The following is a 17,732-nucleotide window of genomic DNA, read 5'->3' on the forward strand; positions in this document are numbered from 1 at the left end:
ACTAAATGTTTTTCTTCTTTTTTAGAAGACTTAAAGTAAAATTTTGCCATATTATATAATCTTAAATTTAAAGGGTTATATAAGGATAACGGCACTAATTCTGCTTTATTGTATAAAAAAGTGATTAATTTGTTAAAACAATATTATTTTTTTCTATTACTTTTCTTAAATTAATTAAAGCATATCGCATTCTACCAAGAGCAGTGTTTATACTTACACCGGTTTTATCAGATATTTCTTTAAAACTCATGTCTCTATACATACGCATTATTAAGACTTCTTTCTGGTCATCTGGTAATTCCTGAATCAAATTACGCAAATCTTCTTCTACCTGATCTTTTATTAATCTCTTTTCAGCATTTAGATTTCCATCACTGATTACAGAGAAAATACTAAACTCTCCATTATCTTCGAATTTTGGCATACGATTTCCTTTTCTAAAGTGATCAATTACCAAATTATGGGCAATACGCATTACCCAAGGAAGAAATTTCCCTTCTTCGTTATATTTTCCGTTTTTTAATGTTCGGATTACTTTAATAAAAGTATCCTGAAAAATATCTTCAGAGACATCTCTATCAAAAACTTTTGAATAAATAAAACTGTAAATACGTTGCTTATGACGTTCGATAAGGACAGAAAGGGCACATTCGTCTCCTTTAATGTAGTTATTAACCAGAACTGCGTCTGTTAGGGTGTAATTTTTCATACCTTGACTATTATTTAGTACAAACAAGCGTGGGGCTCGTGCTATGTTAAACTTTTAAAGTAAAGGTATGCTATAGGCAGTTTTGTTTAAATTTTGGTTCCTTAATTAGGGGCTAATATAATAACATTCATTGAATTTCAAACAATTTCTTGTTAATTTTTTTAACTAAACTTTCAATCTATATAGGTTATAATACTTGTTTAGTAATCCTTATCTTTGCGCTCTTACCGCATATTTACTATGATTCAAGACATTACAACCTTAGATCCAAAAGAGAATATAATTATTAAAGGAGCTAAACTTCACAACCTGAAAGATTTAGACGCCGTTATTCCTAGAAACAAACTAGTAGTCATTACAGGATTATCTGGTTCTGGTAAATCTAGTTTAGCTTTTGATACTTTATATGCCGAAGGGCAACGCAGATATGTAGAAAGCCTTTCGTCTTATGCCAGGCAGTTTTTAGGACGGCTTAATAAACCCAAAGTAGATTACATAAAAGGTATAGCACCAGCAATTGCAATAGAGCAAAAAGTAAACTCTACCAATCCAAGATCTACTGTCGGTACTACCACAGAAATATATGATTATTTGAAATTACTTTTTGCCAGAATTGGTAAAACCTATTCCCCTATCACGGGTAACCAGGTAAAAAAAGATAGCGTAACCGATGTTATCGAATACATAAAATCTTTTGAAGATGGTGAAAAACTATTGCTCCTCTCTCCTATTCATATCGAAGAAGGTCGTACACTAGAAGGAAAATTAAAAGTATTACAACAACAAGGATATGCGCGTATAAAAAACAATGGTACTGTAACCAGGATAGAAGATGCTACTATACAAGAAAAAGATGATTTTTATCTGGTTGTCGATCGTATTGTAAAAAGAGATGAAGAAGATTTTTATAATCGCTTGGCAGATGCTATTGGTTCTGCATTTTTTGAAGGTAAAGGCACTTGTTTTATCGAGACATTAAAGGAAGGTAGCCTAAGACAATTTAGTAATAAATTCGAATTAGACGGACTCTCTTTCCTCGAACCTAATATACATTTATTTAGTTTTAATAACCCATATGGTGCCTGTCCAGAATGCGAAGGTTATGGTGATGTAATTGGTATCGATGAAGATCTTGTTATCCCAAATACTGCATTAAGTGTATTTGAAGGAGCCGTTTTTCCCTGGAAAGGCGATAGTATGGGATGGTATAAAGAACAATTGGTAAATAGTGCCTATAAATTTGATTTCCCTATTCATAAACCGTATTTCGAATTATCAGACCAGGACAGAGAACTACTATGGAAAGGAAATGAATATTTTGAAGGTATTACCAGCTTCTTTAAAGAACTAGAAGCCAAAGCGTATAAAATTCAGAATCGGGTAATGCTTTCTCGCTATCGCGGAAAAACGAAATGTAACACCTGCAAAGGAAAGCGTTTGCGTACAGAAGCAAACTATGTAAAAATTGATGGAGCTACAGTAACAGATTTGGTAGAGAAACCTTTAAACGAATTAGCAGATTTCTTTAAAAACATTACGCTTAATGAATATGATGCCAAAATTGCTAAGCGCCTTCTTAAAGAAATTAATAGTCGATTAGAGTTTTTACAAAATGTAGGATTAGAATACTTAACGCTTAATCGTAAATCGAATACACTATCCGGAGGAGAATCGCAACGTATTAACCTGGCAACCTCACTAGGGAGTAGTCTGGTTGGTTCTATGTATATCCTTGATGAACCCAGTATAGGGCTACATCCAAAAGATACCGAAAAGTTGATTAAAGTACTGCAATCTCTTCGTGATTTAGGAAATACTGTAATTGTCGTAGAGCACGATGAGGATATTATGAAAGCTGCAGATGAAATTATCGATATAGGCCCCGAAGCAGGTACTTATGGAGGTCATGTCGTTGCAACAGGCCCTTTTGATCAAATCCTGAAAGCAGATTCTCTTACCGCAAAATACCTTAATGGAGCTCTAGAAATCGAAGTTCCCAAAACCCGAAGAACTTCAAAATACTATGTCGAAATCATAGGTGCACGTGAGAATAACTTAAAAAATATTGATGTAAAAGTTCCTCTCGGAGTCTTTACAGCTATTACAGGAGTATCTGGTAGTGGTAAGAGTACACTTGTTAAAAAAATCATTTACCCTTCTTTGCTCAAACAATTAGGAGGGTACGGAGAAAAAGCCGGGCAGTTTACAGAACTTAAAGGCAATTATAGTAATATAAAACATGTAGAGTTTGTAGATCAAAACCCAATTGGTAGATCCTCGCGCTCTAATCCTGTTACTTACATTAAAGCCTATGATGATATCCGTAATTTATTTGCTTCCCAAAAATTATCCGGCATTCGTAATTATAAAGCAAAACACTTTTCTTTTAATGTAGATGGTGGTCGATGCGAAACCTGTAAAGGAGAAGGAGAAGTTACCATAGAGATGCAGTTTATGGCTGATGTACATCTGGAATGTGAAACCTGCGCCGGAAAACGCTTCAAAAAAGATGTTCTCGAAGTAACATTTCATGATAAAAATATTCATGATATACTCTCGATGACCATAGATAATGCTATTGATTTCTTTTCTGATCATAATCAAACCAAAATACAGAGGAAACTCCAACCTCTACAAGATGTAGGCTTGGGATATGTACAATTAGGACAGAGTTCTTCTACTCTTTCTGGTGGTGAAGCTCAACGAATTAAACTTGCTTCCTTTTTGGTAAAAGGAAATACCAAAGACAAAGCATTATTTATCTTTGATGAACCCACTACAGGGCTTCATTTTCATGATATCAAAAAATTGCTCAAATCTTTTAATGAATTGATTGCAAAAGGGCATTCTATCTTAGTGATAGAACACAATTTAGATCTTGTAAAATGTGCCGATTATATAATTGATCTTGGACTCGAAGGTGGTAAAAACGGAGGTAATATCATTGCAGAAGGAACACCCGAAGAAATTGTAAAAATCAAGGGATCTTATACAGGAGCATATTTAAAAGAGAAGTTATAATTTTAGCGATATTTTATTATCAAAAGTAATGCCACTCTAACTCGTTGTATGTTCTAATACTTCTTACTTCGTAATTACAAAGTATACAATAGGTTAATTTGTTACATATTTCATTAATCCGAAATCAATACAACCTACCAAAACATGCAAATTCAAAGTATTTTGAACACTATTTTATAAAATAGTGTCCACTTAAAAATCCAGCCAAAATTTATATAAATTTTTATAATTCTAATCTCAACAACCAATCAAAATAGAATCATCAGCTACCATTTCTTCAATAAAGAACCATAGAGAACGAAAATACTTTTTCAAAAAATAACATCCTAAAAAACAATTAATTACAATCAACTTTCAATTTCTTGCAAATTTTTGGCACGCCATTTGAAACACTACTTATCAAATAGCGGAAGCCGAAAAGCTAATGAGTAGGCATAAACCCAAAACATGTAAGTTATGAGAAAAATGATACTTTTTATTGCAGTATTATTACTAGTAGGAACGACTGCACAAGCGACCGACCAAAAACACTCGGATCACCAGGATAGGGTTACAAAACGCTATCACCATGCACAACCTATTGTATTTGTAGAGGGCGGAATAAAGTTTTTTGTGTATCCAGAAGGAGACATTGATTACAGAATCATTAAAAGAAGAGGTAGGTCCCATCATAGAAACTGGAACCATAACGTATATAATACACCAGGTTCATATGCACATCGCAGAAACTATAATAACTTCATTAGATATGATTATTATGGTAGACTAAAAAAGGTAGGACGTAATTATATTACATATGATCGATACAATAGAGTACGTAGAATAGGCTCGATATCTATGAGATATAACAGAAGAGGATTAGTGTATCAAATAGGAGGACTACACATCTACTATAAAAAATATGGACGAATAAAATATGTAGAAGGTAATGTTCACTATGATGGTTGTGGGTATTGTGGAATAGACGGATGTTCAATCACTCATTCCCCATACTATAACCGAAATTGGAAAAATAAACATTATAAACATAATGACGACGACGATGATGATGGCCATTATTATAAAAATAGAAAAAGAAAAAAAAGATATAGTGATAACGATGATGATTAGAAAATAGAACGTATAAAGATTGGTTAGTTGTTTAAACCCCGTTGCCAGGAGTATTTGGTAGCGGGGTTTTTTATTTAGGGCGTTCGAGCGGGCTATCCGTTGCAATTCCTCGCACGCTATTGCGCACTGTGGGATTTACACTACTATCCCTAACGCAAAATACATACAATTGATTCATCTCATTTCTGACTTAAATTTAAAGTGTTGTTAACCTTTTTTCAAGACAGTATGAATATTATATATTTATACCTTATACCAGTAGTCATTTCAATAAATATCAAATCAAAAAAATATGAATTTCTGCAAAACTTTTCTATTATTTTTTATAATCGTTAGTGCATCAATACATGCTCAAAAAATGCAATTCGAAGACTACGACCCGCCCTCTACTCTAGTCGTTCCCGAGACAGAAATTAAAAAAGCAAAATTCCCTTTTATCGATGTTCATAACCATCAATTTAGAATGCCAACCCAAAACCTGCAGGATGTTGTTACCGAAATGGATAAACTAAACATGGGGGTTATGGTAAATCTATCAGGAAGAGGTCGAGGATCTGATGAACATCTTATCAAATCACTAGAAAATGTTAAAACTAATTTCCCAAATAGATTTATCGTATTTACAAATATTGATCTTAAAGGAATTGATGAACCTGGTTGGACAGAAAAAACAGTTGCTCAAATAGAAAAAGATGTAGCCATGGGAGCCAACGGATTAAAAATCTATAAAAGTCAAGGGATGGATAATAAGGATAGTAAAGGTAATCGCATTAAGATCGATGATCCTAGAATAGGGCCTGTATGGGAAAAATGTGGTGAGCTAGGTATCCCGGTTTTGATACATTCTGCAGATCCAAAATCATTTTGGGATGCACATGATAATAAGAATGAGCGTTGGCTAGAACTTAAACTACGATCAAGAAGAAAAAGAGATTCCAAAGTAACCGGTTCCTGGGAAACCATTATACAAGAACAACACAATATTTTTAAAAAACATAAAAACACCAAATTTATCAATGCACATTTAGGTTGGTACGGAAACAACCTGGCAAAACTTGCTGAACTTATGGATGAAATACCTAATATGTACAGCGAGATTGGAGCGGTTATAGCAGAATTAGGCAGGCAGCCCCGTAACGCAAAAGCTTTCCTTACCAAATACCAGGATAGAGTAATGTTTGGAAAAGACTCTTGGAATCCCGAAGAGTATTATACCTACTTTAGGGTTTTAGAATCAAACGATGAGTATTTTCCTTATTACAAAAGATATCATGCTTTCTGGAAAATGTACGGGTTAGATCTTGATGATGAAGTATTAAAAAAGCTGTATTATAAAAATGCATTAAAGATAATTCCTAATATCGATAAAAGCCTATTTCCAAAATAGAAAATAAGCGATTTGTTAGATTTCCTTATTATAATACAATTGATATACAAAATATCGCATATATGATATTTTGTATATCAATCTAAACCATAAACCAATTATACTACTAATCTAATAATGCCAGAACATCCAAAATTTCTTGTGTAGTTTTAGGCTCAAAAGTAAACGAAAGCTCTTCTTCTTCAGAGATAGTCACATTTTTGGTGGCTAAATACTGTTGATTATTTTCTATAGTAATTGCTACATAAGTAACCGCCAGCCCAACTGGTAAAGAGTCTGTATAGCTTTGTATAATTGGAGTCCCGGCATTAAAGATCTTAACAACAGCAGGCAAGTTATTTTCTTTAAAGACCAAATACACAGCAGTTTCTGTAGCATTAGGGCTATTAGTTAAATTGATATAATTTGTGGTTTTCGCCCCTGGATATGCATAAAACTTATCGCAATTTGACCATCCCGTTTCAAATACATCATAGATATAAGAAGACGGAGCTGCATTATATGCAATACCACTTGTTCCATTACCAATTCCAACATCTCGTGTTGCATTCCAAACAATACCTCCATCATTTGTTGCAGTACCAGCAAAAGGGAGCATATCATTATCTTCGCCTCCCGCAGATGGAACCTGAACCTGATAAAATGTACCTGGTGCCATATCCAGAGAATTTCCGTTTTGAGTAACCACAACTTCTGTCTCTCCTTCAGAAAGAAGAAAGGTGTTTTCACTAGAAAAATTAACTGCATTAGTAGGTTTATTAGACAAAATCATTTGACTTGCTGTAAAAATCTCTCTAATAGAAACATCTACTGTACCTCCAATTAAATTTCCATCACTATCGACTAAAGAATTTGGAGGAAAAATTATCTTAGTCCCATCTTCTCCAGTAATAGTACCCCCAGTCGTTGCATCAATTGTAAAATCTTGTTTTTGTACACCATTTGCCTCATAAAATCCCAGGATATCTTGATACCCAAGAATTTCTTGCTGTGGTATAAGTTCATCATCATTTTTTGAACAACTGCTTATCAAAAAAGCAGTTAATAATACCAATATCATTCCGAATATATTCTTTAACGTATTCATCATCTTAATTTTTAAAGTTTTACATCTTCATATCAATACACAAAGAGTATTGTTACCCCTATTATGAATATATTTTTATAATCTTTTATACACAAGTAGAACAGTTTTAGACACCTTTAAAACACAAATAACTGATTTTCACATATTTAACTTTTTGGCACACTGCTTGATACTATAAAATTGAGAATGAAAAATTAATTTCTGTTCTCATTTTAAAACCACAGATTATGAAAAATTTTGTTTTACTTTTTACAGGCTTATTGTTAGCATCATTTACTGCTAACGCTTCAGAAACGAATACAGAATCATCTGCTCGATATTATAACTATGGAAAATCATTTATTTTCTCTGAAGGAGGAATCGATTTTTCGGTATACGCAGATGGTCAATTTGATTTTTATATCAACGGACAAAGAAGCGGTGTAAGTATTGGAGTTAATGCGCCGGGAGTAAATATAAGTTTTAATTCTGGGTATGACTATGACGCTTATGTACAATATGATGATTATGGAGCTGTAGTGCAAGTAGAAGATGTACCTATCTTTTATGACTATTATGGTAGAATTGTACAAGCAGGAGATATTTACATTAATTATAACAATTATGGTCGTATTTCTAGAGTTGGTGGATTATATGTTCATTATAATAGCTACGGAAATTTCTTAAACTATACAGGTTATATTAACCGTTATAACAGATATTACGAATACAGACCATTTCACGCTTATTTCACAGTACCAGTAGTAAGTAGATGTATTGTATATCAAAGACCATACAGAAGATATTATACTCCGTATAGATGTTCATATACCGTATACAGAACTAATTATTATAATGGATACTATAGCAGACCCTATAGAAGTCGTAATTATTACAGGCCTAATAGTAGAATATCGAGTTATAATAGAGGATATAGAGGTTCTCGTGCCAGAAGCACCAATTATAGAACAAGAGATCATAGAACAGCAATGTACAAAAGAAATGATCGTAACTATAATAGTAGAGTAGTTCGTAGCAGATCTAATTACAATAAAAGTAATGTGACTCGTAGCAGATCAAACAATTATAGCACTAGAAGTAATGCTAGAAGTAGATCAAATAATTATGGAACCAGAACTACTACCAGAAGTAGATCGAATAACAATAAGGTTGGAAACATAAACAGAACACGTTCTGTAACGCCAAATACAAGAGCACGTACAACGAGTAGAAATACACAGACCAGACAGAGAGTACAATCAAACAATAGAAGTACACCATCTAGACAAAGAGTTCAGTCAACTCAAAAAAGAACCCGAAGTGCTGTAACTAACAGACCTAAGTACGACAGAAGCAGTAGATCTCGTAGTACCGCAGCAAAGACAAATCAGGTTCAAAGACAAAGAAGTTCTGGTAGAAATTACTCTGGTAATGTAACAAAACGTTCTAATAACAGTCAATATAGTAGTAAGAGAACAAATAGACCTAGAACAACAACAAATAGACAAAGAAGCAATACTTCTAACAGAGCATCGAGATCAAATACTTCTCGTTCTCGTAGCAGCAGAAGTAGAAGCTAAGAAGATATATAAGATATTAAATTTTTTGGTTGGTTAGTTGGAAAATCCCTCAGAGTAGTATGCTTTAAGCATCTCGAGGGATTTTCTGTATTAAATTGTTAATATCTACAGATACTTTTAGGATATAAAAAATAGTAGCATATCCTAGACCAATCATAATACTCTTAAGAACGATATTAAGAATCGGATGAAACTGTAATTCCCAAAAATAAAATCCAAAAACAAAAGCTATAATGAGCACTAATGCCAAAGCTGTTTTTTTCGAAAATGGATGCATCCCAAGTTTAGCATAGACAATCCATAACTTAGCAAAATTATAACAAAATACAGCAATACATGTAGCGATAGCTGCACCAGTAACTCCATATGTAGGAATCCAAAGCATATTGAGTATCACAGTGAGAATTGCCATCCCTACTCCTATATATAGTACCATCCTGTAATAATCTGAACTATATAGAATTGCATTATTATTTCCTAAAAGGTTATCGAATAGCTTAGCACTCCCTATCAAAATTACAACCCAGATAAACAGTTCATACTCATCAGGAATAATTTCAAAAAGCTGATGTACATTACAAATAATTAGCACAAAAAGTAATCCACTGGTTACTAAAAGGTTTAGAGAGCTTTTTTTATACAAATCTCGCAATTGATCTTTTGCCTTTTCGTTAATTAATTTAGCGGTTAAAGGATATGTAATCTGATGCATGGCTCTAGAAGGAATAATAATCACACTAGCGATATAAGCACATATACCATATTTAGCCACATTTTCTATAAGAAGATAACGTTCTATCATTGTTTTATCCAAATCAATTAATAAGGTAGCCACAGAGCCGGCAATCAATATTAATCCAGAATATTTAAATACAGAAATATAATTATCGGGTAATGAGAATTGTGGCTTAAAACGGTGAAGCTTCAATGCATATGCTTGCATAATCCCAGTACGCAATACATATGCACTCATGAGTGCATATACGAATTGCTGAATTGTAAGAATTTCAAAATATACCAAAAACAAAAGAATACTTATACATAGCCTTAAAAATAACTCTTTCATGATGTTTCCGAACACACTCTTCAGCTTTACTTTAGACCATGCAAAAAACACTTCAAAATAAGATACTGCAAAGGCCAGAATAAAAATAGTCCACACATAAGGTTGTACTATTGTATTCTTATCACTGAACAAGCCTAGAATTGTAGTATAGAAAAACGAACCTATTACTCCAAGAATTAGAGCTATCAATAATGGTAAGATCAACATCATAGTTAAAAACTTATCCTGTTGCTTCTGGTCTGAATAGGATGAAAAAAACTTCACCAGAGTATTGTGTACACCAAATGCCATTAATGGCCATATCAGATTTGAAGCTGTAATCAAGTAAGAAATCAATCCATAATGTTCTTCATCCATAAAATTGGTGAATAAGAACAAGGTATTTATAGCTCCAATACCAAACCCAAGACAGGTAATAATAATATTTCGTATGGTTTGATTAACAACTACACCCATTACTATTTCTCGATAGTTTTAATTTTAGAGTCTAAAAGTACAAAATACGAGATTAGGGATAATAGCTTATTACGATTTCATTATTTTTTCATATCAAATTCTTTCATACTACAGTATTACTTGTTATAATAAAAAAGAGGTTGTTAGAAGTAACAACCTCTTTTAATGACATTATATATATTTTTATCTAGGGCAAATCTTAGCCACATCCCCTGTAATAGTCCAGCCTTTTGCAACTATTAAAGTGTTTCTTTCTACATTACCATTACAATACTCTAGACCTTTTGCTCCTAAAGTTACATCAGATTGTATGTTTGGTAATTTGGACCATTCGATTAATAGCGTATCATAATTATGATTAGAAAGCATAGAATCGTCTAACATTCCTGACATATTCACTACTTTACTCACATCCCATGTACTAAGATCTTGATTAAAAGACGTAGCATTATTAAACATAAATGACATACTTACTACACTACTCACATTCCATGTACTAATATCTGCATTAAAAGAGGTAGCGTAAGAAAACATAGAATTCATATTACCAACCTTACTCACATCCCATTTACTAAGATCTCCTGTAAAAGATTGAGCATGAGTAAACATTCCTTTGGTAGTAATTACATTACTTACATTCCAATTACTAAGGTCTCCATTAAAAGCAATAGCTCCATTAAACATGTTCTCCATATGTACCACTTTACTCACATCCCATTTACTAAGATCTCCTGCAAAAACCTTTGCGATAGAAAACATTCCTCTCATATTAACTACATTAGCAACATTCCAATTACTAAGGTCTCCATTAAAAGAAAAAGCCTGGCCAAACATAGATCCCATTTCAGTTACATTACCAACGTTCCATTGGCTTAAATCACCATTAAAAGCAGTAGCATTATAAAACATAGATCCCATAAAAGTTACATTACTTACATTCCATTTGCTAAGATCTCCTGTAAAAGAAGTAGCATTCCAAAACATAGATCCCATACGCTCTACCTTGCTTACATCCCAATTACTTATATTTCCATTAAACGAAGTAGTACCACTAAACATCCCTGTCATATCCGTTACATTACTAACATCCCATTGATCAAGATCTTTATTAAAAGATTTGGCTCCTTCAAACATCCTTCTCATACTTGTTATGCTACTTACGTCCCAATTATTAATATCCCCATTAAACTTAGTACAACCATAAAACATAGATTGCAATTCTGTTATCTTGGATAGGTTTGGTATATCCTTGGCATTATAAGTCATGTTTTTACAAAAAATAAAAGCTTCTGCAAAAGACTCCCAAGCGTTATCTCCCCACTGCTCTATCGTTTCTAATTTTGCTGCATTTGAAACAGCATCTTCACCTTCAACTTCACCAGGTTTATCTTTAAATTGAACTGCAGGTAATACTCCAAAAACAGAAACGGTATGTACACCTGGTTCTACATAGGTATGCTTCGGGGTAGTTGTTACATTAGCTTCTATGGTTCCATCACCCCAATCGATAGTAAAATTGTAGGTTAGCTCATCATTAAGTTGAAAAATAATTTCTTCATTAGCTGCAGTAGTTTTCCAGGTTGTAATAAAAGATTCTTCAACATTTTCTAAAGAAATGGTGATTTCTGCACTTGCTTTATGCGTACCATCAGATACTTCTACGGTAAGCGTATATGTAGTATTTGTTTCAAAATCTAGTTTTTTACCTGCTACCAAGCTTAATTCTCCTGCATCGGTCAACTCAAAAAGATCATTACTATTTTGGGTAAGTTTAAAAGTAATCGAAGCTTGTTCTGGGTCTGTTGCTGCTACAGTACCAATAACTACATCATCAGCAATATTTTCGGCTACAGTAAATGTTTGAGCACTAATCACTGGTGCTTTATTAACTGCAGGAGGCTGGGGTTGTGCGTCATCATCTTTGCTACATCCAATAGATAGTACGGCCATCATCAGCATGGCCAATACACTTACTTTAATTTGTTTTTGTTTCTTCATTTGTACAATTTTTTTGAGGCGCATGCTCAGGTTTCAAAAAAAGAAAACCTGAGGAGCTTACGTAATTTTGTTTCTAATAATTGATATTTTGATGCAAACCTAGCAAGATGTTTATCACGAAAAGAAGTTGTTTTTTATTCGCTATACGTTGTTGGATATTCGCTACGTTTTATTTGATATCTGTAGTATGCACATATTTTCAAAAGGAAATGATTACTAATTTAAATATAGAGCATTCAAAACCTGATAAAAAAAATAGGTTGTCTGATCAGACAACCTATTTTTTTACAAATTTCCCTCAATTACCTATCTAGGACAACTATTATCACCAGTGAATGTCCAGTTCTTGTCGTTTATTAATGTACTTCTAGCTACATATGCATCACAATAAACCAATCCTTCTACTCCAAAAGTAACATTGGATTGCAAATTTGGTAAAGCTGCCCATTTGGTAAGTAATGCATCATAAGTAGCTGTAGATAGTATTGTATTACTAAGCATGCCTTCCATATTGGTTACTTTACTTACATCCCAATTGCTTACATCTCCAGTAAAAGAAGTAGCATTCCAGAACATCGCATACATATTGGTCACATTACTTACATCCCAATTACTTAGATCACTATTAAAAGAGCCTGCACGAGAAAACATCGCATACATATTAGTCACTTTACTTACATTCCAACTACTTAGGTCACTATTAAAAGAGTTAGTATTAGCAAACATATCTTTCATATTCGTCACATTGCTCACGTCCCAATTGCTTAAATCTCCGCTAAAAGATCTGGCAATAGTAAACATACCTTCCATATTAGTCACATTACTTACATCCCAATTGCTTACATCTCCGTTAAAAAGTGTAGCTCCATAAAACATATACTTCATATTGGTTACCTTAGATAGGTTTGGGATATCTGTTGCGTTATAGGTCATATTTTCGCAAAACATAAAAGCTTCTAAAAAAGATTCCCATTCATTATCTCCCCATTGCTCTATTGTTACTAATTTTGAAGCATTTCCGGTCTCACGCAATGTTATTGCAGGAAAATCTCCGGATATAGCAACGGTATAGGTCCCAGCTGTTACATAAGTATGCGATGGTGAGCCAGTTTTGTTCTCTTCTATAGTACCATCACCCCAATCGATAGTATAGTTGTATGTGAATCCTCCATTTATAAACATAGCAATCCTTTCATTAACGGTGGTAGTTTTCCAGGTCGTAATAAAAGGTTCTACTATATTTTCTACAGATATAGTAATATCTGCACTAACTTTATGTTTTCCGTCTGATACCTCTACGGTAAGCGTATGTGAAGTAACTGTTTCGAAATCTAGTTTTTTATCAGCAACCAAGCTTAATTCTCCCGTATCGGTTAACTCAAAAAGAGCATCACTATTTTTAGTTAGTGTAAATGTAAGTGCTTTGCTTTCTGGGTCTGTAGCTGCTACTTTACCAATAACCGTATCATCTGCAATATCTTCTGCTACAGTAAATGTTTGAGCACTGATCTCTGGTGCTTTATTAACTTCTGCTGTTGGGGTTTCACCAGGGGTTTCTGTCTGAGGTTGTACATCATCGTCTTTACTACATCCAATAGACAATATAGCTATCATCGATAGTGCCAATACATTTACTTTTACTTGTTTTCGTTTCATCATTTTTGCATCCCTTTTTTTGAGGCTCACTCTCGGTCTTTCTATAGAGAAAATCTCAGAGCTTACGTAATTTTGTTTCTAATACTTGATATTTTGATACAAACCTAGAAAGATGATGATCACGAAAAGATGTTATTTTTTATTCGGTATACCTTGTTAGATATTCGTTATGTTTTATTTGATATTTGATTATACGTAGTTATTAATATTATAAAAATTGATACTATAGTGAAACACTACTTAAATAAAGGTTGCCAAATAATGGCAACCTTTCCAGAAAAACACTTTTTTGAAGTATAAAATGACTCAAAAAAATAACTATTCATCAAATTTTATCACAGTAGTTTTACTTTCATTTACAGAATCCGAATATGCAACATAAGGTACGTTATTATCGACTACCAAACTTACAGATCTTGCTTCTGATAGAGTATATCCAGCAGCAGTTCCTATTTTTTGCCATTTATTTTCTTCAAATTTCATAACAGTAACCTCAGTACCTCCATCTATATATGCCACATAAGGGATATTATTATGAATCACTAAACTTTGGTATCTTGCAGAACGTGTAGAAAAACCAGGATTTCCTACTGTACTCCAAGCACCATTTTCATATTTCATCACTGTTGTTTTTCCGCCATTCACATAATCTTTATATGCAACATATAGTATTCCATTATCAATTACCATACTTTGGTATTCTGCTCGTCCTGCTGATACTTCAGTATTACCTACATTGCTCCACTTTCCATCTTTAAAATGCATTACAGTAGTTTTATTACCATTATTCTGATCCTTATATGCTACATAAGGAATATTATTATCAATCACTAAACTTTGATAACTGGCAAAACCTGCAGAAAACCTTTCTTCACCTACATTTATCCATTTATCAGCTTCAAACTTCATTACTGTAGTTTTTCCATCATTCCCATTCTGACTATAAGCTACATATGGCACTCCATTGTTAATAGCCAAACTTTGATGAGATGCTCTAACAGCAGAAAAACCGGCAACACCAATATTTTTCCATACTCCTCCTTCAAACTTCACCAAACTTGTTTTTCTTTCACTATTATGATCACTATAAGCCATATAAGGGATTCCATTATAGAATTTTAAACTTGGGTGACCCGCTCCTCCTTTAGAAACCCCAGTTTCTGATCCAACATGTTTCCAACTACCATTTTCATACTTCATTACCATAGCCTTAAATTGATTACCAATATCACCATACGTAACATAAGGTATTCCATTAGAAATAACTAGGCTATGTTCATAGGTTCTTCCTACAGAAAATCCTGCTTTACCTACTATTTTCCAGCTAGCAGCTATATCTTTTAGTGTTATGTTTACAGTAGCGTTTTTTGATACTTCTCCACTCATTACTTTTACCACTGCTGTAATAGTAGTGCGAGTTTCAAAATCAAATAAAGATGGATTTCTTACGTTTAACTCTCCTGTAGCACTATTAATACTTAAAGCGTCTGCAGGCTCTTGAGAAGTGATGCTGAAAGTGACATCTCCTTCGCTCGCTGTACCGGATACCACACCAATACTCTGTCCCACTTCTGGGTTCTCATTTATTTCTGTTTTGAAATCGGTTGTCGTTACGATCACTGTTGGTGGATCTGTTTCATCAACATCTGCAATTGTTATCGTAATTTTAGCTTCTTTTGAAACTGTACCACTTTTTACAGTAACTACTCCAATAATCGAAGTACGGGTTTCAAAATCAAACAGTGATATTTCTTTCACTTTTAATTCTCCTGTCTTAGCATCAATAGACATCGCATTTTTAGGATCCTGACTAGTCAGAGTAAAAGACACCTCTCCTTGGCTAGCTTTGCCGGTTACTTTTCCTATACTTTGCCCTACTGTCGGGTTTTCATCTATTGCTATAGTAAAATCAGCAGTTGTCACCGTGATCGGTGCAATATTTTCGTCATCGCTTTTACATCCTGTTACTATTATGGCCATTATAAATAAAGCCAATGCGCTTACTTTAATTTGTTTTTGTTTCTTCATTTGTATATTAATTTATCAGGATTACGCTCTGATCAAAAAACCAGAGGGGTATACGTAATTTTGTTTTTAATAATTGATATTTTGATGCAACCATTTCTAGGTTAATTTAATATCCTTTTTATCCGAAGGGTCAAGGACAGCTGCTTTTACATCTACATTAGCCTCTACTATGTATTTTGATTTTTCGTTAGATGCAAATTTGCTAAGTTTTCCTATTTTACCAAGGGTTCCTCCTTTTTCGGCCAATGAATCTGCTTTAGATTTTAATAACTTAAACGGTAAAACAAAAGGGATTTCTTTTACTTCCCCTGGTTTAATAGCATAAGTCTCAGTAAACTTAACCACACCCAAATCAAAAGATTCTGTACTCGCATTATCCCCTCGTCCTCTTGTAAACTCCTCTACAAATTTGATTTCGACTTCGATAATTTCTTGTTCGCTTTTGGTTGTTAACACTACCTTACCTTCTACTTGTTTACTTTCTTTAGCAACATGTCCTGGAAGTTGTAAGGTTACTTTTACTCCTCCAATACCTAGTTTATTTTTTACTTTATCAAAAAATCCCATTTTATTAGTTTTATTTAATTATTGAATCCCATTCACTTTTATATTTCATCATCTTTTTGCTGAATTTTATAGAGCATCAACAGTTCTTGTAGTTCATATATTTTGCCTTCTACATCTTCGATACTTGTATCTTGTTCTCCGGATTGCACTTGATTTTCGAGTAACATTTCATTTTTAGCATCGTCCATACCATTCATAATAACTCCAATAAATAAGTTTAAGAAAATCATAGTACCAATAAGGACAAATGATACGAAGTAAGTAACCGAGAGGACTAAAGAGTCTTTTGAATTTATACAAAGGTTCATATTACCATCATACCCATAATTCTCGCACCCAAACATATTGATGTACATAATATCTGTCCAATCCTCTAATGTTACCACTCTAAATAAGGATAGCATTGATCTTTGTAAATCCTGAAAATGTATTGGGTCATTTTCTGAAAAGAAGAACACACCGGCTACAGCATAGATATAAAAGAGCAACAATAATAGAATAGAAACATATCCCATAGAAGGGATACTTTTTAATAGTGCTCCTACCAACATTTGAAGTTTTGGTAATGCTTTTATAAGTTTTAAAACCCTTAATAAACGTAGTAAACGTAATATGGCTATAGAGCTTCCTCCAAAAGGGAGAAATGCAGCTGCTACAATGATAAAATCAAAAACATTCCACCCATCTGTAAAGTACAACCAGGGTTTTCTTCCTTCTGCAATCACTTTTACAACGATTTCTATAATAAAAACCCCTAAAATTATTTCATTTAATACCTCTAATACAATTTCATGCTCTGAAGAAAATTTGGGATACGTAGCAATCCCAACCAGGACACCAGCAACTAAAATTGCAATGGTGACCAAGTTTTGAAACCATTTACTTTTACTTATTGATTTACAGAAATTTACCATAAAAGTTTTATTTAACAACTACTTATTAGTTAAGTAGTATTTCAAAATTTTAATAGTATCTCAGGTAACAGATATCAGTTCTTATTTTATTATGACTAGCTATTAGTGGTAATACAGCAGTAGTTTTTTGCCAAGTATTGTGCATACGTTTTTAAAAGGAACTGGTTGATAATT

At 33.3% G+C, this 17,732-nt stretch carries 12 protein-coding genes; 4 read left to right on the forward strand and 8 right to left on the reverse strand.

The window, feature by feature from the left end; translation table 11 throughout:
- Positions 1–124: 124 nt before the first annotated feature.
- A complete protein-coding gene (locus tag NNH57_RS25600; RefSeq protein WP_024769545.1) occupies positions 125–709 on the reverse strand; it encodes an RNA polymerase sigma factor in 585 nt (194 codons plus the stop codon).
- 240 nt (positions 710–949) lie between these two features.
- On the opposite strand from NNH57_RS25600, the gene uvrA reads away from it, so the two are divergent.
- The 3 genes from uvrA to NNH57_RS25615 all read left to right on the forward strand — a co-directional run bounded on the left by uvrA (position 950) and on the right by NNH57_RS25615 (position 6,227).
- Positions 950–3,730, forward strand: a complete 2,781-nt coding sequence (gene uvrA / locus NNH57_RS25605) for an excinuclease ABC subunit UvrA (protein ID WP_108807436.1) — start codon at positions 950–952, stop codon at positions 3,728–3,730.
- A 456-nt stretch (positions 3,731–4,186) separates the two neighbouring features.
- Positions 4,187–4,840, forward strand: a complete 654-nt coding sequence (locus NNH57_RS25610) for a hypothetical protein (protein ID WP_132065980.1) — start codon at positions 4,187–4,189, stop codon at positions 4,838–4,840.
- 292 nt (positions 4,841–5,132) lie between these two features.
- On the forward strand, positions 5,133–6,227 hold the full coding sequence (locus tag NNH57_RS25615) for an amidohydrolase family protein (RefSeq protein ID WP_108807434.1): 1,095 nt from the start codon (positions 5,133–5,135) through the stop codon (positions 6,225–6,227).
- A 106-nt stretch (positions 6,228–6,333) separates the two neighbouring features.
- Here the strand turns inward: NNH57_RS25615 and NNH57_RS25620 are convergent, their stop codons facing one another.
- Positions 6,334–7,314 carry a hypothetical protein gene (locus tag NNH57_RS25620; protein WP_108807433.1) on the reverse strand — a complete coding sequence of 327 codons (981 nt, stop codon included), beginning with the start codon at positions 7,312–7,314 and terminating at the stop codon, positions 6,334–6,336.
- A 227-nt stretch (positions 7,315–7,541) separates the two neighbouring features.
- On the opposite strand from NNH57_RS25620, the gene NNH57_RS25625 reads away from it, so the two are divergent.
- Entirely contained in the window at positions 7,542–8,873 is a 1,332-nt protein-coding gene (locus NNH57_RS25625) for a hypothetical protein (protein WP_074405942.1), read from the forward strand.
- A gap of 64 nt (positions 8,874–8,937) precedes the next feature.
- On the opposite strand, the gene NNH57_RS25630 is transcribed toward NNH57_RS25625, so the two are convergent.
- The 6 genes from NNH57_RS25630 to NNH57_RS25655 all read right to left on the reverse strand — a co-directional run bounded on the left by NNH57_RS25630 (position 8,938) and on the right by NNH57_RS25655 (position 17,558).
- The gene (locus NNH57_RS25630; protein ID WP_108807432.1) at positions 8,938–10,395 is read right to left on the reverse strand and encodes an oligosaccharide flippase family protein; all 1,458 of its coding nucleotides are present in this window, start codon (positions 10,393–10,395) and stop codon (positions 8,938–8,940) included.
- Between the two features lie 183 nt (positions 10,396–10,578).
- Positions 10,579–12,393, reverse strand: a complete 1,815-nt coding sequence (locus NNH57_RS25635) for a BspA family leucine-rich repeat surface protein (protein WP_159099165.1) — start codon at positions 12,391–12,393, stop codon at positions 10,579–10,581.
- A 306-nt stretch (positions 12,394–12,699) separates the two neighbouring features.
- The gene (locus NNH57_RS25640) at positions 12,700–14,052 is read right to left on the reverse strand and encodes a BspA family leucine-rich repeat surface protein (RefSeq protein ID WP_132065978.1); all 1,353 of its coding nucleotides are present in this window, start codon (positions 14,050–14,052) and stop codon (positions 12,700–12,702) included.
- A 315-nt stretch (positions 14,053–14,367) separates the two neighbouring features.
- Positions 14,368–16,077, reverse strand: coding sequence for a cadherin repeat domain-containing protein (locus NNH57_RS25645; protein WP_108807429.1), 1,710 nt, complete (start codon positions 16,075–16,077; stop codon positions 14,368–14,370).
- 96 nt (positions 16,078–16,173) lie between these two features.
- The gene (locus tag NNH57_RS25650; RefSeq protein WP_074405938.1) at positions 16,174–16,644 is read right to left on the reverse strand and encodes a sporulation protein; all 471 of its coding nucleotides are present in this window, start codon (positions 16,642–16,644) and stop codon (positions 16,174–16,176) included.
- 38 nt (positions 16,645–16,682) lie between these two features.
- A complete protein-coding gene (locus NNH57_RS25655; protein WP_108807428.1) occupies positions 16,683–17,558 on the reverse strand; it encodes an ion transporter in 876 nt (291 codons plus the stop codon).
- Between the last annotated feature and the right edge of the window lie 174 nt (positions 17,559–17,732).

Source organism: Aquimarina spinulae, from assembly GCF_943373825.1.
Taxonomy (GTDB): Bacteria; Bacteroidota; Bacteroidia; order Flavobacteriales; family Flavobacteriaceae; genus Aquimarina; species Aquimarina spinulae.